The 21,864-nt window shown below is 46.7% G+C and carries 18 protein-coding genes and 1 pseudogene; 14 read left to right on the forward strand and 5 right to left on the reverse strand.

From position 1 onward, the window contains the following. Positions 1-44: 44 nt before the first annotated feature. From BN1360_RS07465 to BN1360_RS07490, 6 genes are all read left to right on the forward strand, one after another. Entirely contained in the window at positions 45-1,349 is a 1,305-nt protein-coding gene (locus BN1360_RS07465; protein WP_068779259.1) for an ABC transporter substrate-binding protein, read from the forward strand. A gap of 17 nt (positions 1,350-1,366) precedes the next feature. After that, entirely contained in the window at positions 1,367-2,302 is a 936-nt protein-coding gene (locus BN1360_RS07470) for a carbohydrate ABC transporter permease (protein WP_068779260.1), read from the forward strand. Positions 2,303-2,321: 19 nt separating this feature from the next. Then, on the forward strand, positions 2,322-3,146 hold the full coding sequence (locus BN1360_RS07475) for a carbohydrate ABC transporter permease (RefSeq protein WP_068779261.1): 825 nt from the start codon (positions 2,322-2,324) through the stop codon (positions 3,144-3,146). 43 nt (positions 3,147-3,189) lie between these two features. Then, positions 3,190-4,491: an alpha-galactosidase gene (gene melA / locus BN1360_RS07480; protein WP_068779262.1), complete on the forward strand. Its 1,302-nt coding sequence runs from the start codon at positions 3,190-3,192 to the stop codon at positions 4,489-4,491. A gap of 79 nt (positions 4,492-4,570) precedes the next feature. Next, positions 4,571-5,497: a carbohydrate kinase family protein gene (locus BN1360_RS07485; RefSeq protein WP_068779263.1), complete on the forward strand. Its 927-nt coding sequence runs from the start codon at positions 4,571-4,573 to the stop codon at positions 5,495-5,497. A gap of 42 nt (positions 5,498-5,539) precedes the next feature. Next, positions 5,540-7,117 carry a choice-of-anchor Q domain-containing protein gene (locus BN1360_RS07490; RefSeq protein ID WP_420707886.1) on the forward strand — a complete coding sequence of 526 codons (1,578 nt, stop codon included), beginning with the start codon at positions 5,540-5,542 and terminating at the stop codon, positions 7,115-7,117. A 107-nt stretch (positions 7,118-7,224) separates the two neighbouring features. Here the strand turns inward: BN1360_RS07490 and shc are convergent. Then, a pseudogene (gene shc, locus BN1360_RS07495) lies at positions 7,225-9,119 on the reverse strand (squalene--hopene cyclase). Positions 9,120-9,312: 193 nt separating this feature from the next. Between shc and BN1360_RS07500 the strand changes: the two are divergent. After that, positions 9,313-9,576, forward strand: coding sequence for a transcriptional regulator SplA domain-containing protein (locus BN1360_RS07500; RefSeq protein WP_068779264.1), 264 nt, complete (start codon positions 9,313-9,315; stop codon positions 9,574-9,576). Further along, positions 9,573-10,598, forward strand: coding sequence for a spore photoproduct lyase (gene splB, locus BN1360_RS07505; RefSeq protein WP_068779265.1), 1,026 nt, complete (start codon positions 9,573-9,575; stop codon positions 10,596-10,598). Before BN1360_RS07500 ends, splB begins: the two co-directional genes overlap by 4 nt. Positions 10,599-10,823: 225 nt before the next feature. Here the strand turns inward: splB and BN1360_RS07510 are convergent, their stop codons facing one another. Beyond that, a complete protein-coding gene (locus tag BN1360_RS07510) occupies positions 10,824-12,176 on the reverse strand; it encodes a TrkH family potassium uptake protein (protein ID WP_068779266.1) in 1,353 nt (450 codons plus the stop codon). A 281-nt stretch (positions 12,177-12,457) separates the two neighbouring features. Between BN1360_RS07510 and BN1360_RS07515 the strand changes: the two genes are divergently transcribed. From BN1360_RS07515 to BN1360_RS07530, 3 genes are all read left to right on the forward strand, one after another. Beyond that, on the forward strand, positions 12,458-13,378 hold the full coding sequence (locus BN1360_RS07515) for a helix-turn-helix transcriptional regulator (protein ID WP_068779267.1): 921 nt from the start codon (positions 12,458-12,460) through the stop codon (positions 13,376-13,378). A 350-nt stretch (positions 13,379-13,728) separates the two neighbouring features. Beyond that, a complete protein-coding gene (locus BN1360_RS07525) occupies positions 13,729-14,580 on the forward strand; it encodes a DUF2785 domain-containing protein (RefSeq protein WP_068779469.1) in 852 nt (283 codons plus the stop codon). Between the two features lie 342 nt (positions 14,581-14,922). After that, positions 14,923-15,759, forward strand: coding sequence for a YitT family protein (locus tag BN1360_RS07530; protein WP_068779268.1), 837 nt, complete (start codon positions 14,923-14,925; stop codon positions 15,757-15,759). 10 nt (positions 15,760-15,769) lie between these two features. On the opposite strand, the gene BN1360_RS07535 is transcribed toward BN1360_RS07530, so the two are convergent. Together BN1360_RS07535 and BN1360_RS07540 are read right to left on the reverse strand one after the other, a co-directional pair. Next, positions 15,770-16,171 (reverse strand): type II toxin-antitoxin system death-on-curing family toxin, encoded by a 402-nt coding sequence (locus BN1360_RS07535; protein WP_068779269.1) that lies wholly within the window; start codon positions 16,169-16,171, stop codon positions 15,770-15,772. A 1-nt stretch (position 16,172) separates the two neighbouring features. Continuing rightward, positions 16,173-16,436 (reverse strand): AbrB/MazE/SpoVT family DNA-binding domain-containing protein, encoded by a 264-nt coding sequence (locus tag BN1360_RS07540; RefSeq protein ID WP_068779270.1) that lies wholly within the window; start codon positions 16,434-16,436, stop codon positions 16,173-16,175. A gap of 324 nt (positions 16,437-16,760) precedes the next feature. Between BN1360_RS07540 and BN1360_RS07545 the strand changes: the two genes are divergently transcribed. The 3 genes from BN1360_RS07545 (at position 16,761) to BN1360_RS07555 (ending at position 21,264) form a co-directional block, all read left to right on the forward strand. Next, on the forward strand, positions 16,761-17,699 hold the full coding sequence (locus BN1360_RS07545) for a VanZ family protein (RefSeq protein WP_068779271.1): 939 nt from the start codon (positions 16,761-16,763) through the stop codon (positions 17,697-17,699). A 148-nt stretch (positions 17,700-17,847) separates the two neighbouring features. Then, positions 17,848-19,101: a copper amine oxidase N-terminal domain-containing protein gene (locus tag BN1360_RS07550; RefSeq protein WP_068779272.1), complete on the forward strand. Its 1,254-nt coding sequence runs from the start codon at positions 17,848-17,850 to the stop codon at positions 19,099-19,101. A gap of 501 nt (positions 19,102-19,602) precedes the next feature. Continuing rightward, on the forward strand, positions 19,603-21,264 hold the full coding sequence (locus BN1360_RS07555; RefSeq protein WP_229520887.1) for an RNA-binding domain-containing protein: 1,662 nt from the start codon (positions 19,603-19,605) through the stop codon (positions 21,262-21,264). Positions 21,265-21,542: 278 nt separating this feature from the next. Here BN1360_RS07555 and BN1360_RS07560 read toward each other — a convergent pair whose 3' ends face one another. Further along, entirely contained in the window at positions 21,543-21,806 is a 264-nt protein-coding gene (locus BN1360_RS07560; protein WP_068779274.1) for an IS110 family transposase, read from the reverse strand. Between the last annotated feature and the right edge of the window lie 58 nt (positions 21,807-21,864).

Consider the following 21,864-nt stretch of genomic DNA (forward strand, 5'->3'; position numbering starts at 1 on the left):
CACTATGAAAGCGGTTAAACATAAAAAAGAGGAAGGGGTTTGCAATGAAAAACGTTAGAAATACGGCTGTTTTTTGTTTGCTTGCCGCTATTTTTGCAGCTTTTGCCCTGAGCGGTTGCTCGAATGCAAAAGTGGGCAAAGATTCCGGCGGGGCAGGAGGCAAAGATGAACAAGTGAAGCTTGTATTCTGGAGCCACCAGGCAGATGCCTTTATCAAAAGCTATCGTTCCATGATCGATCAGTATGAGCAGGATCATCCCAATGTGAAGATTGACTTTCAGAACTATCCTTATGATGCATACAACCAGAAGCTGAAGGCGTCGTTTTCCGCAAGCCATCCGCCTGATCTGGCCGAGGTGTTTGGAACCTGGGTTCCGGAATACTCGAACAATGGACTGCTGGCCGAGGTGCCGGAGGGCGAAAGCAGGAAGGAGGAGTATTTTGAAGCGCCGCTGGGCGGATATATGCATGATGGCAAGCTGTATGGCTTGCCGATGGAATATAACATCGAGAACGGTGGGATGCTGATTCATCCGCAAATGTTCAAGGACAAAGGGATTGCTTATCCGCTGGCCACATGGCCTGAGCTTGTGGAGGCGGCCAAGAAGCTGACGGTAGCGAATGGGGACAGCCTTAAGGTTAAAGGCTTTGATTTTGTGTCCGGCGACAATATTACCTTTACCTTCTTGTCCTTTATTTTGCAGCAGAAGGGCGATTATTGGGGCGAGAATGGCCATGTCAATTTCCAGACGCCGGAAGCCGTTAAGGCAATGACAGAGTTGAAAAATCTGATTGTAGAGGATAAAGTAGCTGATTTAACAACCTTTGGCGGACAGCTCGACACCTCGGATTACTTCTTCAAGGGCGGATCGGCGATGGCCTATCGCGGTCCCTGGACGATCGCTACGGGTCTGGACAGCTATAAGGTAGACGATTTCGAGTATATCCCCGTGCCCTCCTATACCTCGGAGCCGCCGCTGTTTGCAGCGGAATCGGGATGGGGGCTCGTCGTCTCCAAGAAAAGCAAGCATGCCAGGGAAGCATGGGATTTCATCAACTATGTGACGAGCAAGGAGCAGCTTCGCAAATGGAATCTGGATACATTTACGGTGCCGGCCAAGAAGGAGGTTGCCAGCGATCCGGAGTTCGTAAAGGAAAACCCGTACATGAAGACGTCTATCGATATTCTGGAATATGGCCGCTGGATTGGGCCTATCTGGGATCGCGACTATCTGTTCAAGCAGATTAATGATCATTTCCAGCTTATCGTTGCCGGCAAAATCACGGTGGAGGATGGCTTGCGCAAGATCGAAGAGGCGGTCAATACGAGTCAAGACCAACATAAGTAAACCGGGAGTGTTCACATATGGAAATCAGCAGTTTGAAGCGGGAGGGCGGGTCGGGTCGGAGGCTCCGCTCCCAGACCGTCCATCGCAAGCAGCGTCTGTTCGTAACCGCGTCCCTGACGCCTATCTTTATTCTGTTTACCGTATTTGCATTTGTTCCGATTGTCTGGAGCCTCATTTTGTCCTTCTACCAATACAGTCCGCTGCGTGAGGAATCGCCTTTTATTGGGCTGGAGAATTACATCCGATTGTTCAGTGATGAGCTGTTCCTGAAATCGCTGGGAGTCACGTTTAAATTTGTCGCAGCAGCGGTCATTTCCAACATTATCATTACGCTGCTGATTGCGATCGCGATCAACAGTGTGCGCTTCCGCAGTCTGCGCAGCCTGTTCCGCACAGTCTTCTTCCTTCCGGCGATTGCGCCGCTGGCAGGTACAGCGGTGGTCTGGAGCACCATGTTTAATTATGATAACGGGCTCTTCAACATGATTCTGGCCCAGTTCCATCTGGCGCCGATCAACTGGCTGGGCGACCCGGCATATGCCCTCTTTTCCGTTATTATGCTGACGTTATGGGCTGATATCGGCTATAACGTGGTTTTGTTCATGGCCGGCCTGGATTCGGTGCCGGATATGTATTATGAAGCCGCCCGGCTTGAAGGCGCGACCCGGCTGCAGACATTTTGGCATATTACGCTGCCGCTTTTGAGCAGGACAACACTGTTTGTTTCGGTGACGACGATTGTGTCTTATTTTCAGGCTTTTCCGCAATTCCAGATTATGACCAAGGGCGAGCCGTTCAACGAGACGAGGGTACTGGCGCTCCACATCTATGATCAGGCCTTCTCCAACTCCAATATGGGTTATGCGTCTGCAATGGCGGCTGTCCTGCTGCTCATTATTCTGCTGGTCACGTTAATCCAGTTAAGAGCAGGGCGCTCCCAATGGGAACATTGAACGGAAGGAGGGGATCAGAATGACCAGACGTTTCACATGGCTTGAAGGAGTAATTATTGCTGTCCTGCTGGTCTGTGCAGCGATCATGCTGCTGCCGTATTTGTGGATGGTGCTGTCTTCCTTCAAGAGCAATTTGGAGATCATTTCGTCGGCAACTTCTTTTGTACCGCAAAACCCGACATTGGAAGGCTACCGAGCGGTGTTTGAAGAGGCGCCATTTCTCACCTGGCTGCTTAACAGTGCTATAACGGCCATTATTATTACGGCTGCCACCTTGTTTACAAGTGCGTTGGCCGGCTACATTTTTGCTAAATTTACATTCCCGGGCAAGAAGCTGATGTTTTTGCTTGTACTGGCGACGATGATGATTCCGTTTCAAGTGATTATGATTCCAACGTATTTGATTATTTCCAAGCTGGGTCTGATCAACAATTTGGCGGCCATCATTGTACCCAGCTTAATCAGCTCTTACGGGGTATTTCTGGCGAAGCAGTTTATTGAAGATATTCCGCGGGATTTGCTTGAGGCGGCACGCATCGACGGCGCGGGAGAGCTTCGTATTATGTGGGGTATTGTCATGCCGCTGATTTTGCCGATGCTGTCGGCCCTTGGCATCTTCACCTTTATGGCCGCGTGGAACAACTATTTATGGCCGCTGATTGCCATCAATGATATGGATCGAATGACGGTACCGATGGCGCTTGTCTTCTTCAATGGTGCGCATCAGGTGAATTACAACGTAGTCATGTCTGCCGCTGTGCTTATTACATTGCCTGTTATTATCGTGTTCCTTATTTTCCAGAAGCAATTTATTAAAGGGCTGACCATGACAGGCATGAAGTAGAGCCGGCAGAGATACCTAAAAACCAGGAATGGAGAAAATACTTATGACCAAAATTTCGATTATCGGCGCTGGAAGCGCATTTACCCGGGAAATTATTGTAGATATTTTTAAGATTGAAGACTTTGAGGAGGGAACTATCGCTCTGGTCGACATCGATCCGGAACGGCTGGCGATTGCCCGTGACTTGGTGAACAAGATTATAGAAATGACCGGAAAGAAGTGGCAGGTGCTAGCATCTACTGATCGTCGCGAGGTGATAGCTGGCTCGAATTTTGTGATCAACCAGATTGAGGTTGTTGGGCTGGAGACGGTTCGCTACGAGTACGAAATTCCGCTTAAATACGGGGTGAATCAGTGTATTGGCGACACGCTGGGTCCGGGCGGATTATTCAAAACGCTGCGTACATTACCGAGCTGGATCGAAATTGTCCGCGATGTGGAGGAGCTCTGTCCGGACTGCATCATTCTGAACTATACCAATCCGATGTCCGCGGTTACGCTGCTTACTTCCCGGATTACGGAGCTGCCGGTGGTGGGGCTCTGCCATTCCATCCAGAACACCTCCAGACAGCTAGCAAAATACGCAGGCGTACCCTATGAAGAAATGCAGTGGCGTGCAGGCGGTATCAACCATATGTCATGGTTTGTGGAGCTGACTCATCAAGGTCGGGATCTGTATCCTGTCTTATTAGAGAAAATTGCAGATCCGAGTCTTCTGGCCAAAGATCCGGTACGATTTGATGCGATGAAGTATTTGGGCGCCTTTGTCTCGGAATCCAGCGGACACTTCTCGGAATACATCCCGTATTATCGCAAGCGGCAAGACTTGATTGACCGCCATTGCAGTACAGGTTATAACGGTGCTACGGGTTATTATGCGGACAACTGGCCGATCTGGCGCCGTACGAATGACGAGGAGATCAAGCAGCAGCTTTCGGGAGAACGGCCGATTGAGCTGAAGTCCAGTCATGAATATGCGCCGATCATTATTGAAGCGATGGTAAAAAATGAAGTGAAAACGATCTACGGAAGTGTTCCGAATGGCGGATTGATCTCGAACCTCCCGCTGGATGGCGTAGTGGAAGTCGCCTGTATGGTGGACCGCAACGGGGTGAATCCATGCCAATTCGGAGCGCTGCCTGAGCATCTTGCCGCGTTATGCCGCAGCAATATGGCTTTCTTTGAGCTTGCCGTATCGGCGGTACTGAGTAAGGATAAAGAGATGGCGATGCACGCGCTGATGGTTGATCCGCTAACCTCAGCGGTATGCTCGTTGGAAGAAATCAAGGACATGTTCGAAGAGCTGTATGAAGCGGAGCGTCGCTTTATGCCGGAAATGAAGTAAGGGGCGCAGACCGCACGATAGAGGACGGATAGAAGCAAACAGCTCAGAGAGCAATACATTCAAGGAGTGGAATGAAGCGATGAAAGTAGCTGTATTGGGTGAATTGAATGTGGATATGATCTTGACGGGTTCGGATATCATGCCGGAGATGAATCGGGAGAAGCTGCTTGACGGCATGGAACTGGTGCTGGGCTCCTCCTCGGCGATTACGGCCTGTGCTCTGGCCTCGCTTGGGGCAGAGGTGGAATTCGTCAGTCTGGTCGGCGACGATGATTACGGCCGGTTTTGTCTCGCAGAGCTGCGGAGAATGGGGGTGTCGACCCGATTTGTAACCGTTGATGCCAGGCTGCAGACAGGGATTACCTTGTCGTTCTCGGCAGGAGGCGACCGCAGCCTGCTCACCTATCCGGGGACCATTTCGCTTCTTGCCCCGGAGCATATCCCTGAAGCGCTGCTGGAGGAAGCGGATCATGTTCATTTTGGCTCTTACTTCTTGCAGGCGCGGATGAGGGAGGAATGGGCCTCCTTGTTTGCCAAGGTTCAACGCTCGGGGAAGACGACTTCCTTTGATACAGGTTGGGACGTATCGGACGAATGGCGGCATGAAGGGATTAACCGTCTCCTTCCTGTAACGGATCTGTTTATTCCGAGCGAGGAGGAGCTGATGCATCTGTACCGGGCTGAGGCGCTGGACGACGTCTGGGCAGCGCTGCCGTCTGAGGCGTTAACCGGGACGGTGGCTGTGAAATGCGGCTCGCGGGGTGCAGCCCTGTTCAAGCGGCATCAACCTTTGATCAAGGTGCCGGCCTATACTGTAGATGTCAAGGATACGACAGGGGCCGGGGACTGCTTCAATGCAGGGCTGATCTACGGTTATGGAACAGGGCTTCGGGCGGAGGAACTGCTGCGCTTCGCCTGTGCCTGCGGCGCATTGTCGGTTCAGGCGATTGGAGGAACGGGTAGTCTGCCTACTGTTGCGGGTGCTGAGCGTTTAATGCAGAGATGAAGCAAGCGGAGTTTGTATTTTAAAACGAAGGAGAGGATACGAATGTTAACAACAGCAGCTCGCAAGACGGCTTGGAGAAAGCTGAGAATGTGTGGGACAGTATTGATGCTTACGGCAAGTATGGTGCTGGGAGGTATTGGCTTGGGGGGAGCAACAACCTATGCTGCGGGTGCGAACTACTATGTATCGCCGACCGGCAGTGACAGCAACTCAGGCACAAGCACCAGTAAGGCTTGGAAAACCTTGCAGCATGCGGCTGACAGTGCGGGCGCGGGCGATACCGTATATGTCATGGACGGCGTGTATCAGCAGAAGCTGAAGATTACGCATTCCGGGTCGGCAGCGGAGGGGCCGATTACGTTCAAGAGTTATGCCCCGCAAACCGCTATTCTGGACGGAACAGGACTATCTGTAGCGGATTCAGAAGGCTTGATTGAAATAACCGATGCCAGTCATATCGTTCTTGAAGATTTTGAAATTCGCAATTATAAAACCACTACCAAGGATAAAGTCCCGTCAGGGATTCTGATTACCGGGGCCGGCAGCAACATTACGATTCGCAACAACTATATCCATGCGATCGAAAATAACGCGACCCTGCGCAGTGATCTGTCCGGACGCGATGCGCACGGGATTGCGGTATATGGCACGAAGGCGCCCCAGTCGCTTAGCAACATTTCGATTGTTGGCAATACATTAAGCAATCTCATCCTCGGCTCCAGCGAGTCGATGGTCGTCAACGGCAATGTGGATGGCTTCTTGATCGAAGGAAACGTCGTCCACGACAATGACAATATCGGAATTGATGTGATCGGCTTCGAGGGTACGTCGCCTAACTCTGCTTACGACCAGGCGCGCAATGGCATCATCAGAGAGAATCGGGTGTACAATATTACTTCGATTAACAATCCGTCTTACGGCAAGCCGATGCCCAACGATTCCTACGGGGCGGACGGCATCTATGTCGACGGCGGCAAGGACACGATTATCGAACGCAATATGAGCTATAACAATGATATTGGCATTGAGATTGCCAGCGAGCATAGCGGGAAGTCCACCAGCAATATCGTCGTGAGGAACAATATCGTGGCGAACAATAATTATACGGGCATCGCTATGGGGGGTTATGATAAGAAGCGCGGCTCTACCGTGAATTGTACAATCACCGGCAACACTTTATACAAGAACGATACGAAGGACCTGGATGGCGGTCAAATGCTGCTGCAATATGATACGAAGAATAATGTTATCAAGAATAATATTTTTGTAGCAAGCAGCTCCAAGCTGATGATCTCGAATCCATTTACCCAAAATACCGGCAACCAGGTGGATTATAACCTGTATTATGTAACGAGCGGGGCCAACACGGCCGAATGGCAGTGGAAAAATGTCAGCTACACAGGCTTTGCCGCTTATAAATCGGGCACATCCCTGGATAGCCACTCCGTATTTGCCGATCCACTGCTCGTTGACCCGAACACTGGAAACTATACGCTCAGCGCCTCTTCCCCGGCGATAAATGGCGGAGAAAATTTGGGCCCGATCGTGGGAGACAAGGACTTCAAAGGAAGCGATCGCGTGAAAGGCGGAAACATAGATATTGGAGCAGACGAATATTAGGCAGCATTAGGTTAGTCCACATAAGAACCTCCGCCATTGGGCGGAGGTTTCTTTGTTGCGAATATAACGGTCATCTAATCAGAGGTCTGCAAGGCTGTGGCTTAATATCAATTAATTCCATATTTCTGTTTGTAATGGCTTAGCGTAAGAAGCGGCCAGATGTAACGATAACTATGATAATGGGAATAAAAGTGACCGGGAAGGCCGGCCCCTGTCGGGTAAGTGCTCTTCCAGTCCTCTTCGTGCATTAAGGTGATCAGCCTCTGTATTCCTCGATCGATCGCTGCGGTTGGCTGCGCCTGAACAGCGATTAGCGCGTCCAATGCCCACGCGGTTTGAGAAGGTGTGCTTTCCCCTAAAGGCACATAACGCTGCAGCCGATCGCTGCGGCAGGATTCTCCCCATCCGCCATCCGCGTTCTGAATATCCAGGAGCCAACTTACTCCTTGTTGTACAGTCTTATGGCTACCGGGGAGGCCCACAGCCGCTAACCCGGTTAACGATGCCCAGGTTCCGTAGATATAACAGACGCCCCATCTTCCGTACCAGGAACCGTCCTGCTCCTGGTGTCCGATTAGCCAATCGGCTCCCCGCTTGATAAAGGGGTACCGAAGGTCCAGTCCGGAGAAGTTCCCAAGATACTCCAGAGTGCGACCGGTCAGGTCCGCTTCTGAAGGGTCAATGGCTGCCGACTTGGCCCCGTCGATAGCCAGCCAGGTGAGCATTTCGTTGTTGGTATCCTTCTCAAACGCGGGCCAGCCACCGTCTTTATTTTGCATTGACAGTACCCAGTTCAGGCCGCGATTCCACGCTTCCAGATAGGCAGGACTACCGGTATTGGAGAAGTCTAGAATCGCCCTTAGCGCCGCGGTTGAATCATCCACGTCGGGATTGATCGTGTTGCTCTCCGAGAAACCCCAGCCCCCGGGCTGCGTTCCCGGATTGTGGACGCTCCAATCGGCGGTCTTATGCTGTTGTCTGGGCAATAGATAAGCGGCGGCACGCCGGATCGCCGGATGATCAGCGGGAATACCCGCTTCCTGTAGAGCGTAGGCGAGCAGCGCCGTATCCCATACTGTCGAAGGAGAGTTCTGTATCGTCGTTGTCTCGTCATAACGGAACTGAATCTCGGTAAGTCCCTGAATGGCAGCCTTGATCCTGGGATGCTGCTGTTCATACCCCAGGGCCAGCAGGGCGAAGATCATGAGAATGGTACAGCTCGCGTAGCTGTAGAGCGTGCCATCGGCTTCAATTCGCTTCAGTATGAAATTCTCTGCCTTGGTTATCGCGATCTCATGGATATGGCGGGGAGTGCCGATCAGCCAGCTGAGACCTGTCTTGATGTTATTCTGCAACTCCTGATATCCGCGGGGGAGCGGTTCTTGCTCATCGCATGGTCGCACATAAAGATCTGACAAATCCGGCGTATGAGCGTTAGTGATCAAGAACTGCTTGTCGCCCATAATAAGCATCGGGATCAGGTGAATCCTGGAGTATCCCGAGAAATCATATATATTGATCGGAAAATATTGGGGGAATAGCATAATCTCAAGCGGAATCGAGGAGATGGATGTTGGCCATTTGCGTTGTCCGGTAATGGAGAGGATGGCCTTCGTCAGAATATTGGTGATTTTGCCAAGACCGCCTTGGGATAAAATATATCGTCTGGCCCGCTGGATCGGCTCATCAGTTGCCTGACTGTACCCGGAATAGAGCAGGGCATAATAGGCTTCAACCGAAGCGGACAGGTTCCCTTCCTCTTCATCGGCGAACAGCCTCCAGCAGCCATCGGGCTGCTGGGCAGCAACAATCCGGTCATGCAGCTGCCGAATCAGCGCCTCGTTCGGGATATTCAGCACTCGAAAGGAATGACCACATAAGCATCGATAGCCGTCCCGTTCTCAAAGCAATAACGCCAGGACCCATCTTCCCGCTGCTGCTCGATCAGCGCTATCGTCAGCCGCTCTAGTTCCCCCTTCACGTTACTTTGCACATCGCGCATTTGCTGGTTACCTCCGGGCCTCTTTTTAACTCATTATATGAAGAGGGTGAAGGGGAAATGAGCGAGGGAATGCCGATTCATCGCAGCTATGAGAATCAATCAGGATTATGCAATGGAAAAAGGAAACATAATTACCAGCTAGAATGGGGAAGATTCTAAGAATGGACACTTAATTTAGAAAAAGAAGGGAATGATGAGCATGTCCGGAACACAAGGGACTTATCAGGCAGGGGATGTTGTTTATGTATTTTACCGCAACCCGCATACGCAAGATGTAGCCAATATTCAGCAAGCCGCAGTGATCAACAGTCCGGAGCAGCCCGGTGAGCTGGCTGTATTTCTGTATGAGACGTATTATCCGTTATCCAGCGATATGGCGATCTATTCGACAGCCGCCGAAGCGGAGCAGGCCTATGCCTATTATTTCGGTTCTAGTCAAGAGGAGAGCTTTGAATGAACCCTTTTATGCCCAAGCTGGTTTATTTTGAACCGGATGCTCTGGATTACCCGCTCGGACAAAAGCTGCTGCAGAAGTTCGAACAGATGGATGTTGAAATTCGCCAGACTACCTCTCATAACCAGGTACGCAATCTCCCCGGGGATAATGACTTCCAGAAATATCGGGTAGCCAAGTCGACCCTGGTCGTGGGGATCCGCAAGACCTTAAAGTTCGATACGTCCAAGCCGTCGGCAGAATATGCGATCCCTTTTGCTACCGGATGTATGGGGCACTGCCATTATTGCTATTTGCAGACGACGATGGGCAGCAAGCCGTATATTCGGACTTACGTTAATGTAGAGGAGATCTTGGAAGCGGCGGACAAGTATATGGCGGAACGGGCTCCGGACATCACCCGCTTTGAAGCATCCTGCACTTCCGATATTGTAGGGATTGACCACCTGACGCATACCTTAAAACACGCCATAGAACATTTCGGCAAATCTGAACTCGGGAGACTGCGGTTTGTTACGAAATTCCATCATGTCGATCATTTGCTGGATGCCAATCACCAGGGCAGGACCCGATTCCGCTTTAGTGTGAATGCCGACTATGTTATTAAGAACTTTGAACCTGGAACTTCGCCATTGCATTTAAGAATTGAAGCGGCAGGAAAAGTGGCCAGAGCAGGATATCCGCTCGGATTTATCGTTGCCCCGATCTACCTCCATGAGGGCTGGCAGGAGGGCTATTATCACATGTTCGAACGCCTTGATGCCGAGCTGCCCGCCAACGTGCGGGATGATATTACGTTTGAATTTATACAGCATCGGTTCACAAAGCCTGCCAAACGGGTGATTGAGAAGAATTACCCGATGACCAAGCTGGAGCTGGATGAGGAAAAGCGAAGATACAAGTGGGGAAGATACGGAATCGGCAAATACATTTATTCCAGAGAAGAGGAAGAAGATATCAAAAGCCATCTTTCCGCCTACATGAGAAAGTTTTTTCCGCAGGCCAAGCTGGAGTACTTTACTTGATAGGGATCGGTTCAGGTCTTGAGACAGTAAATACAAGTTTTAAACCAACCTGGGTCCTCAGTACGCTGCGGCTTCGGGATCAGAAGCGGGACTAAGCAACTTCACAATAACGAATATCAGCCGTGGTGGTTGAGAAATGTGTTGGCGTGGCGTGGCGCGGGATATACCATAAAGCCCTTCCGACCTCCTACCGGAGGCGAAAGGGCTGAAAGTTTGTTGTCTATCTTATCCGGAGATTACTCTTTCTACAGGATAGTTAATCTTTGGTTTCTTCTTTTTGCCTCCAATAATGAAGATGAACGATGTCAGACCGATTCTACCAATGAACATAAGCATCATCAGCAGAAATTTGGCAAAGACGCTTAGCTCTGGCGTGATGCCCGTGGACATGCCTACCGTACCAAAGGCAGAGCATACCTCCAAGATGATCGATATCAGCTGATGCTGCGGATCGGTAATGTTGATCACAATGGCGGAAGCCCCGCACATCACAATGGCCAGCAGCATAATGGCTAGTGATTTCATAACATCATCCGGGTGAACCTCCCGATTGAATATTTTGATCTCACGATTCCCTCTGACGTAGTTATACATAAACAAGATGCACACTGCAAAGGTAGTGGTTCGAATTCCTCCGCCTACAGAGTTTGGAGATCCGCCAATAAACATGTAGATACTCATGACAAGCAGGGTAGGCTCTGACAATTGAGTGATATCCATCGTCGTTAATCCGGCGCTTCGGGTTGAAGTCGATTGGAAGAACGAGTAGAAGAACCTCTCATGCCAGGACATGCCCTTAAAATAATGCTGAAACTCAAGCAAGAAAATAAGAATCGTCCCAATGACCAAAAGAATGAGATACGTCGATGTCGTTAATTTAGCAAATAGGGAGAAGCGAAAGGGCGGAGCCTGCTTGTCCCTTCTTCTCGATAAAAAAGTCTTGATCTCAATTAGTACAGGGAATCCGATGGCTCCAAATATGATCAAGATACTGGTAACGACTTGTACAAAATAATCATTGGCGAAAGGCACCAGCGATTGCCCTGTAATATCTACCCCGGCGTTTGTCGTAGCACTGACGGATGCGAATAAACCTTGCAGGAAGGCCTCATGCCAGGTCGGAAAATAATTAAGAAAATGAAGTCCAAAAATAACAGCTCCAATGAGCTCTGTAAGCAAAATAATTTTTAAAATTTCCTTGATAAATTGAACCAGTCCTGATAATTGAAACTGGTTGTTGTCAATCATGATCAGCTGCCGTTCGCGCAGTCCAATCTTGCGTCCGATGAGGATCCAGAAGAAGGTGCTCATCGCCATAATCCCAAGACCACCAAATTGCAGTACTAACATAATAATGAAATATCCAAATACGCTAAACGTATTTGCCACATTCAGTACGGCAAGCCCGGTGTCGCTGACTACGCTTACCGCAGTGAATACCGTATCAAAGAAGCTAACCTCTGTACCGCGTCGATATACGCCCGGAAGGCTGAATAATCCAACAGATATGGTTACGGCAAGTAGATAATAGCCGGTGATCACCTGAGCAGGTGAGCGTTTCTCCAGCCAACCTCGCATTTTACTAAGTAGAGCCAACAACATGTCCTCCAATTCATATATCGTAAAAAGAAGCCAACGAAAGAGCTTGCTCTCCCGACAGCTTCAAAGGAATTTTTATTTGAATCGTGTCTATCATACCCTTGGTATTTCAGCTTGTAAAGGGTAGTAAATAACAATATTTTTGACTATCCAATTTTAATGAGTATGTTCAGGAAATGAGGAAAAGACTATCTGCTTGGGGAAGTGGGCGGATGAGGTCATTATGCTATACTTGGCTTATCATTTCAGGGCGGTGAACCATGCGAGTAGATCGATTGCTCTCCATGTTACTCATTATTTCAAAAAAGGGGATGGTGACAGGCAAAGAGCTTGCGGAACATTTTGAGGTCTCATTACGAACCATATACAGGGATATAGAAAAATTAGGCGAAGCGGGTATTCCGATCGCATCTATAGGGGGTAAAGGCGGAGGTTATTACATGATGGAGAACTATAATGTGGACAATCTTTTTCTGAAAAAAGATGAGGCTTCGACGTTCATGGCGATCATGAATAACCTGAATTTCCTGTTTGGCAACAACGCACATTTTAATGATATGGTTCTAAAGATCGAGAATACATATAACCGAGAGAAAAATACCGATAAGCTGAGTATTAACATGTCCCATTTCAGTATGGAAAATGAATTAAAGGAGTACCTGTTTCTGATCAATCAGGCCATTGAAGAAAATAAGCTGCTGGTATTTGATTATTGCAACAGACAAATGGAGTATTCCGAAAGAATAGTCGAGCCGATTCAAATTGCATTTACCGCCGGCCAGTGGTTTTTGGTGGGGTTTTGCAGGTATCGGGATGATTACAGAAGGTTCAAGCTGGTACGGATCAATAATCTGAAGCTGGGCGACAGCTTTGCCCAGAGAGATATCACGAGGGAAGAAATCGAGGAAATTTTTGACGAAGGCTACCGCAAGTCCAGTATTAGGGTTACTTTGAAATTTTCCAAGCGAATGGGCAAGCAGCTAACCGAGTATTTTCAAGAGGAGGACATTCAACAAACGGAAGAAGGCCAATATATTGTTGTAGATCATTTTCCGTATGAGGAAGGATTGCTCAAATATATTTTAAGTTTTGGCCAGGAATGCGAGATCCTAGAGCCCCGTTATTTAAGAGATGAATTACGAGACTATGTAAAGAAAATATTGCACCTATACAATGGCTGACATAATGATGTCAGTCGTTTTGTTTTATTGTAGAGGTATACACGGTATAAGGAGTGGAACACCCATACGTATCGTTGAGGCCCTCCATACTTGTCATGACCACGAGTTGTTCAGCAAATATTCGTTAAAAGGCACACCAAGCGTAATATTTATCGCAGGGTTAGGCGATAGCTCAGAGTCATGGGATGTGGTACAGGACCGGATATCGCAGGTTGCCTCAACCTTTTTTTCGTCGGCTGTCAACGATAAGCAAGATCAGAATCGCGGAACGAAGCGGACACTATATTCATCATGATGAACCGGAGATTGTTGTAGAGGAGATTGTTAGTATGTTAAAAGGGGATGGAATTGTGGACAATACAAGGTTAAAACTCATGACGGAGCTGCAAAGAATCGGGAAGGAGCATTACCAGCTTCGTGAAGGTGAGCAATTGCAGGATTTTTTAACTTGGATGCTGCAATATATCGGGGACCCTCAGCCGGAATTGCGGGATGATCTGATCTGTACGACATTTTATGAATGGTTTCAAGACGAGAATATGTTGACGGCAACGGAATTGCACAGTCTTCTGGCTGTTCTGACCGATGAGCAGCATTTATTCTATCAGATTGGCAGTGTGAATGATTCGTCTGTATTTACGAGAGCATTCTCCATTCTGCCCATTGCATTGATTGCGGAACGCCATAGAAAACAGCCTTTTCTGGATCAAGCCGAATTTCAGCATCTTAAGTATTCGGTGCTCCGCTACTATAGAGAGGAGAAGGATCTGCGCGGCTACCTGCCGGAAGAAGGTTGGGCCCACAGCGCGGCACACGGTGCGGATGCTTTGGATGAGCTGGTGCAGTGTCCGGAGAGCGATGGTGCGCTACAGCATGAGGTACTTGCTGCAATCCAAGGGAAGTTACATAACGGGATGCAGATTTTTAACGAAGAAGAAGACGAGCGGATGGCCAGAATCGTGGATACGATGATTGACAAAAGCCTGCTCCCGCCGCAGGAGATCGCTGACTGGATCGGTGGGCTGACACACTGCGCTGATGTGCCGCAAAGCCGTGGTCCGAGGATCGCCCGCGTAAATAGCAAAAACTTTCTCCGCAGCCTGTATTTCAGAAGAGGGAAGATTAGCCGTGGAAATATCATTGATGCTGCTATCCTTGCAGGAGAGGCTAAATTGAACAGGTTTGCCAGGGGAGAAGATTAAACTCAGTTTATTGGCAGTTACTTTTCGGAATGCTCGCTATAAGCCTTCTTCTGCTTTTTGGCGGAGAGGGCTGTTTTCATGAGTAGGTTGAGGGGAAGAGGTAAAGAATACAAGGCGACAGGGTGTTGGGGGAGCTTGTTGTAATGTTTTGCAGGCATAAAAGCCATAGATCCACCGGGAAGAATGGGCGGCCAGGAGGGTTCTCTCTTGCTTCGCCTGTTCTTTTTTGAGTGAATTAGATAGCGAATTAAAGTGTCAAAGCCATATTGACTTCCTAGTTGCAAGTCAGATACGATGATCTGGTTGTAAGGCTAGAAATGCTGCAGGAGGATCAGAGTAGATATGAAAAAGAGAATTGCGGATATCGCTACGATAATTGTAGGTGCCTTCTTATTTGCGTTGGCCGTCAACCTGTTTGTCATCCCGAATGAGTTCGGCGAGGGGGGCGTTACAGGGGTCACCATTATTCTGTATTATTTGTTCAAGTGGTCTCCTTCCATCGTTAACATCGTGATCAATGGCTTGCTGCTGATTGTTGGCTACAAGTTTCTGGATCGGCAGACGACGGTGTATACGATTCTCGCGGTCGCTTTTAACTCGCTGTTTCTGCATTTAACGGAAGGCTGGACGATCGCTTCGCATGAGCCAACCATTAATGCGGTTTTCGCGGGTGTGCTTGTGGGAACCGGAATTGGCCTGATTGTACGGGTTGGGGGAACGACGGCGGGAACCGTCATTTTGGCCCGGATTGCTAATAAATATCTTGACTGGAATATCAGCTATGCGCTCTTGTTTTTCGATTTGATTGTGGCCCTTTCCTCATACTTCATTATCGGTCCGGAAAAGCTGATGCTGACCATCGTTGCTTTGTATGTAGGCACCAAGGTGATGGACTTCATTATCGAAGGGCTGAACCCTAAGAAGGCGATTATGATCATTTCCGAGAAGCAGAACGACATCGCCGAGATGGTCATTACCGAGATGGACCGCGGAGTTACCGTGCTGTCGGGCCATGGGTATTATACGAAGAACCCGAAGGAAGTCCTCTATATCGTCATCAGCAAGCAAGAGGTATCCACGCTGAAGAAGATCGTCAAATCCATCGATCAAGCTGCGTTCCTTACCATCCACGAAGTACGGGATGTGTTTGGAGAAGGCTTTCTGGATATTTCGAAGTAAGTGCAGTCCATCATTGTTGGGTTTTGTTAGAATACTGTTGAATCACTTGTGCGAGTTCTTGAAATTCATAATGATGGTTTACCATGTTGACGGTAAAATCTTCGGCTGCTTTCTGGTCCATGACAAAGGAGTAGTCATTCAGCCGTAAAAAGATTACTAAAGCGGTAAACGCGGTCCGTTTGTTAGCGTTTTGAAAGGGATGATTCTGTCCCAGGGATTGAAACAGCGCGGCAGCTTTCTCAAACAAAGAAGGGTATGCCTCTTCGCCAAAAGCAGAGGATTGCGGCCGAAATACCGCAGATTCTAACATGCCTCCATCTTTAACGCCGACATCTTCCCTGGGACTATATTTCTGTACCATTGCGACATTAATGGCAATAACCTCTTGGACGGATAGGTATCGTACGGTCATGTTAACGATCCTTCAGGCCTTTCAATGTTTCATCGTACTCTTCCATCACATTGGAGAGCGTTTCAAGAAATTCAGTACTTATTCCTGCTGGCAAAGTAACCTTATTGGCCTTGCGAATAACGATCTCTCCATCGGCTTCCTTCACGTCGATAAGCACTACGTCTCCGAGTTCAAGTCCGATTTGCTTCAAGGCTTCGGTCATGGTAATCCCGAGGCTATTTCCGAACTTTGTTACTTTACGTTCCATTTCGATCACCTTGGACAATTATTTTCCCTCCTCATCATACTATTCAACTGTTATAACAATTATACATAGGTTGTAGGAAATAATAAACAGCAAGGTCAACGTTCGACTCATTCTGGATTGTAACAGTATCTCTGATATCCTGTTACTAGTGACGCTCCTATTGCCAGTTCCTAGATTTATAGAAGGGTAGTGCTCATTTGGAATGAATGATTACGATCTTTAGGGATTACAAAAAAAAGAAAATAAGAGAAATGTAACTAATTATTGAAGATAAACGTTTTCCATATAATTGAATCATTTGTTTGGACACGAAAAAAGAATCTAAAGAAAGGTGACTGCAGCGTGAATTCTGAGATGAACAAAAGATGGGGGGACAACCCGGGAAAAGCCGGTGCCAACAGATTATGGCTTGTCCTATTTTACGCCATGTTTATCGCCTATGCTTTTATGGCCATTAAAGTTATTTTGTTTAAGACCATTCCTTTGTCAGCACTGTTTCATTCAGGCATCATGTCAGCATTAAGAAGCATTCATATCATTCCTTTTAATACGATTATTGAATTTATGACAAGCGAGAATATTGACATGGGGAGGGCGTTGGCCAATATAGGGGGGAATATTGCTATCTTTGTTCCTTTGGGGATTTTCGTAGCTTATGCTGCACGGAGCAAGCCTCTGCGTTTTTCATTTCTTTGCCTGCTGCTGACCTCATTTGCGTTCGAAGTTATTCAGTATGTGTTTGCTTTGGGGAGCAGCGACATCGATGATATTCTATTGAATTGTGCTGGCGGGGCTATAGGTGTAGGTGTATATAAATGGCTCCATAAATCAACATCCTCCCAGAATCAATTCGTGATGTCTCTTGTTGGTTTCCTCTTGGTTGCAGGGCTTTCTGGGGGTGTCGTTATTAGAATGGTAGAGCCTGAGCTGTTGTCTCTTACGAATTCTAAGGTCGAATATATTTATGAAAATAATGAGATCATGGCGGGATGGAATGAAGCAGAGGCAGGCTTGTTTGGAGATTTGGAAGCTGCTGAAGCCAATCAGATCACCATGTATATGAATCCTAAATCTGTGCGAACAACAGAGAAAGAAACGGACAAGGAGTATATTCATATACAAATAGATGATGCAACTAAAATATTTACTAGATATATCTCTTCCGATAAAAATACCGTGATCAGCAAGTATGAAGAAGTAACAAGTTCTGATATATCCTCCTTGCTAGAGACTGGGGATAGAGCTCCTTCGGTTAGGGTTTGGTTATCAGCAAGTGGCTGAAGCGGTTCTCATTAGCGTCATAGAGTAGTAGATTTATAAATAAGGAAATATATTATAGTTATTAAGTGAAATTATTCACAAATTTAAAGATTCCTCCATCCGGCCGATATAAATTTTAACTGTTTATTAAGGATGGGGGTTTTATTAGATGTATCTCTTAAGGAAAATAACAGCGGCGCTGCTTGCTTTGCTCGTGTCGACCGCCAGCTTGGCAGGTATAGTATCAGCAGCGGACGCTAAGAAGGTATCCGTTGATGTTGCAACCAATTATACGACCTTGGTTCCCGGACAAAGCGTCTTGGTGAACGTCAAAATCTTGAATATCCCCTCTGATCTGGGTGGGCTTCGTTCCGCCAAAGTTGTCCTAAGCTATGATGAGAATGTGTTTACGACCGAGGGTAACATACGCTTCGATGAGGATCTTGGGAAGTACATATGGAGAGACGATACCTTCTTCATTCCTTCCAAAACCTTCGAGACCACCGATTATCGTATCGAAAATCCGTATCCAGAGGATTCCAATCCTGCCGATGGTAGGCAAGAAGTGGTGCTGTCCATATCAGCGCTAAATAACAAAACGATCCATCAGGCGACCGATGAGGCGTTTGCCTCCTTTTTCCTAACGGTCAAAAAAGAGGTCAAGACCCAGGATACTTCAATCCATATCGTATCTGAGGGAACCATGCTGGAGGATGCCGCAGGAAAGCCCGTTAACGGCTATGTCACAACCTCTGCGCATCTTCTTGTAGGCGCTCCTCAAAAAATTGAAATTGTTCGCGGGACTCTTCCGCCCACCTCGGATCCATTCAAGCTAAGCATAAATAACGGTATGGAATTAAATGCGCTGGCGGGTTTCGATAATGGGGACACTGCTTATGTGACTGAGCTAACATCTTGGGAAACGACAGACCCACAGGTTATAAAGGCCCCGGCCCAGGGAAATATTCAGGCAGTTGGTTTAGGAAAAGCTTCGGTCACGGCCACTTTAGGTTCTGTCACTGGCAAACATGAAGTTGCGGTCTACCCGGCGAACGCCCCCGAATTAACTGAAGAAGAAGTAATCCGTGTCATCATAACAAGGATCCCGAATGAGAGAAGCTTCGCAGCAGCTACTGCTGTTCAGATAAAGGTGAATGGCAAAACCGCGGAGCCCGGACGACTGTTTGACGGCACCGTTTACGTTCCATTGCGGTCTGTCAGCAAGCTATTGGGAGTTGATGTAGGTTATGACAGCGCCCAAAAAGCGCCAACGATAAACGGCAAAATGGTAACCCATTTTTATACCTTTTCAGGGGTCTCCTACATCATGGCCCGCGATCTATCCCCATTGCTCGGGGCTGAGGTGAAATGGGATAAGAGCACAACAACCCTGACGATCAAGGCATCTGCCCCCAAAAAATAATCTTTTGAACATAAAAGATGCTCTCTTCTATAGCCAAGTCGGCAAGTAGAAGAGAGCATTTTCTGACTTTGCAGAATAGGGGGATTTAGCTTATGCAGAATCGTTCATTATTGACGAAATGCGAATGGATAGTCCACACCATGTGAACTGTAGCCGGCACCATCATCGATAGGGTGAAGAAGACTCACAAGAGAGTCCGGATGAAGGCTACCTTTTGCTTTATTGCTATTGTCAGAAAAGGGAGGATACTAAAGAATAGAATAGAATATAGTAAATATCTAATATTGAATTTGATACTTTGGGAGGATATATGGTACAGCAAACAATTCTTTGATTTTCTCCACGTTTATTATTTCTTTGGTGGTATTACATGTTTAAGTACAACGTGGACAACAATTGCGAGAAAGTATTAGAGATTGTCAAGGGGCAACAAGCAGGGGATAATCAGGTTTAGTTTTGTGAGTAAAAAGAGACAATGTAACTAAAAAGGAGGTGACTTTCGTGGATCAATATCAAATGCTACAGCTTCTTGATGAGCTACTGAGAATGCCAGCAGAAACGGAATGGCTTGAGTATAAAGAAGCAAAATCTGATTATGATTTCCGTAAGGTTGGGAAGTATTTTTCTGCAATAAGCAATGAATCGAATCTAAAGGGGAGACAATATGGATGGCTCGTATTTGGCGTTACTGATGATCGGAAAATTGTTGGTACTCAATATAGGTCTAAGCGAGCAGACCTGGATAATTTGAAACATGAGGTCGCGATTAAAACTTCAGGTGGGTTAACATTTATGGATATCCACGAACTCATACTACCTGAAGGCAGAGTGCTTTTGTTTCAAATTCCGGCTGCACCACCTGGTATTCCAACGGCATGGGAAGGACATTTTTACGGTCGGAACGGAAGCTCGATTGTTGCCCTGAATCTTCAAGAGATAGAACAAATACGAAGTCAAGGAGTACGAGAAGACTGGTCGGCTCAAATTTGTGAATCTGCTACTATCCATGATCTGGAACCTAATGCAGTTCAACGGGCTCGTGTAGAGTATAAGAAGAAGTACCCTCGGTTAACTGATGAAGTTGATGATTGGGATGATACAACTTTTTTAAATAAAGCAAAGGTTACCATTCAAGGGAAAGTTACAAATACAGCGATAATATTGTTAGGGAAGCCTGAATCAGAACACTTTGTACATCCGGCTGTAGCCAAAATGAGCTGGATCTTAAAAGACAAAGATAACATTGAGCAGGATTATGAACACTTCAGCCCACCATTTATCATAAACAGTGAATTACTATTCTCTAAAATACGAAATCTAAAATACAGATATATGCCGGATAACAGTTTATTTCCAATAGAGGTTAACCAGTATGATGCTTATGTAATTAGGGAAGCTCTGCATAATTGTATTGCACATCAGGATTATGAAATGCATGGAAGAATCAACATTATTGAAAAAGCAGATGAGCTTATCTTTACCAATTTAGGTGATTTCATTCCTAAAAGTATTGAAGCTGTTATTGAGAGAGACTCACCTCCAGAGTATTACCGTAATCGTTTCTTAGCAGAAGCGATGGTGAACCTAAATATGATAGATACAATTGGTTCGGGGATCAAAAGAATGTTTTTCACACAAAAGAAACGGTACTTTCCTTTGCCCGATTATGATCTATCTGATCCTAAGAAGGTCCGGGTGAGGGTAATTGGGAAAATACTTGATGAAAATTATACTCGAATGTTGATCAATCATACTGAGTTAGATTTATCAACGGTGATTTTGCTTGATAAGGTGCAGAAGCGAGAAAAAATCAAACCAGAGGAAGTAAGAAAGCTAAGAGCACAAAGGCTTGTTGAGGGAAAGTCACCTAACCTCTATGTTGCTGCAAAAATCGCTGAAATTACCGGAGATAAGACAACATACATTAAAAATAGAGCGTTAGATAAAGATTTTTATAAGAGTTTAATCATTAAATTTCTTGAACAGTATCAATCCGCGAACAGACAAGATATAGATAACCTATTAATGAGCAAGCTATCAGATACTTTGGATCATGCTCAGAAGAGGAAAAAGATTAACAACTTATTGTTTGAAATGTCAAAAAAAGATGGCACGATTATAAATTCAGGATCATCTAAAAAACCAAAGTGGGTTCTAACTTAAGTTTAGAAAATAAGTAGTAAATAAGTTATAAATAAGTTATAAATAAGTTGTAACGCTACAGAAGTCTGCAAAATCATATGTCGACATATTAATCTAAAAATAGTTGAAGAAGTCGTAAAGCCGATCCTTCGCTGTTTAGCTTTCTAGATACGGGGAACTGTATCATAAGTAGGACGAAAGAGACCCTTGCATTCCCAAAAAGCTGACAATATCCTTGTTTGTTTATTATCACTTAAGAAAGGAAGATAGCTTAAACAAAAAGCTCTTCCTTTCTTAAATTACACAAGAGGGTTGATGACAATGGGAGTAAGACCTTTGTCGAGCAGAAATCCGAGCAGATTGTAGCTGTAATGTCCAGTAGCTTCAAGCCCTACTTTGATGTTACTCAGCTCTTGAGATGTGGTGGAAATCTTCAGGAACAGATTGTTGAACTCTTCCAGGGTGTTTGAGATCGTGAATATCTCATCCAGAAATTCACTTTTTGCATTCATGATGCAGCAATCATGCTTGTCCTTGGCTACGTCAATTCCCACATAAATCATGGCTATTCTCCCTTACAGCGTTAGCATATCGTCCTTGGAGAGGGACCTTAATAACTAC

The organism is Paenibacillus sp. GM2 (assembly GCF_900069005.2).
Classification (GTDB): Bacteria; Bacillota; Bacilli; order Paenibacillales; family Paenibacillaceae; genus Fontibacillus.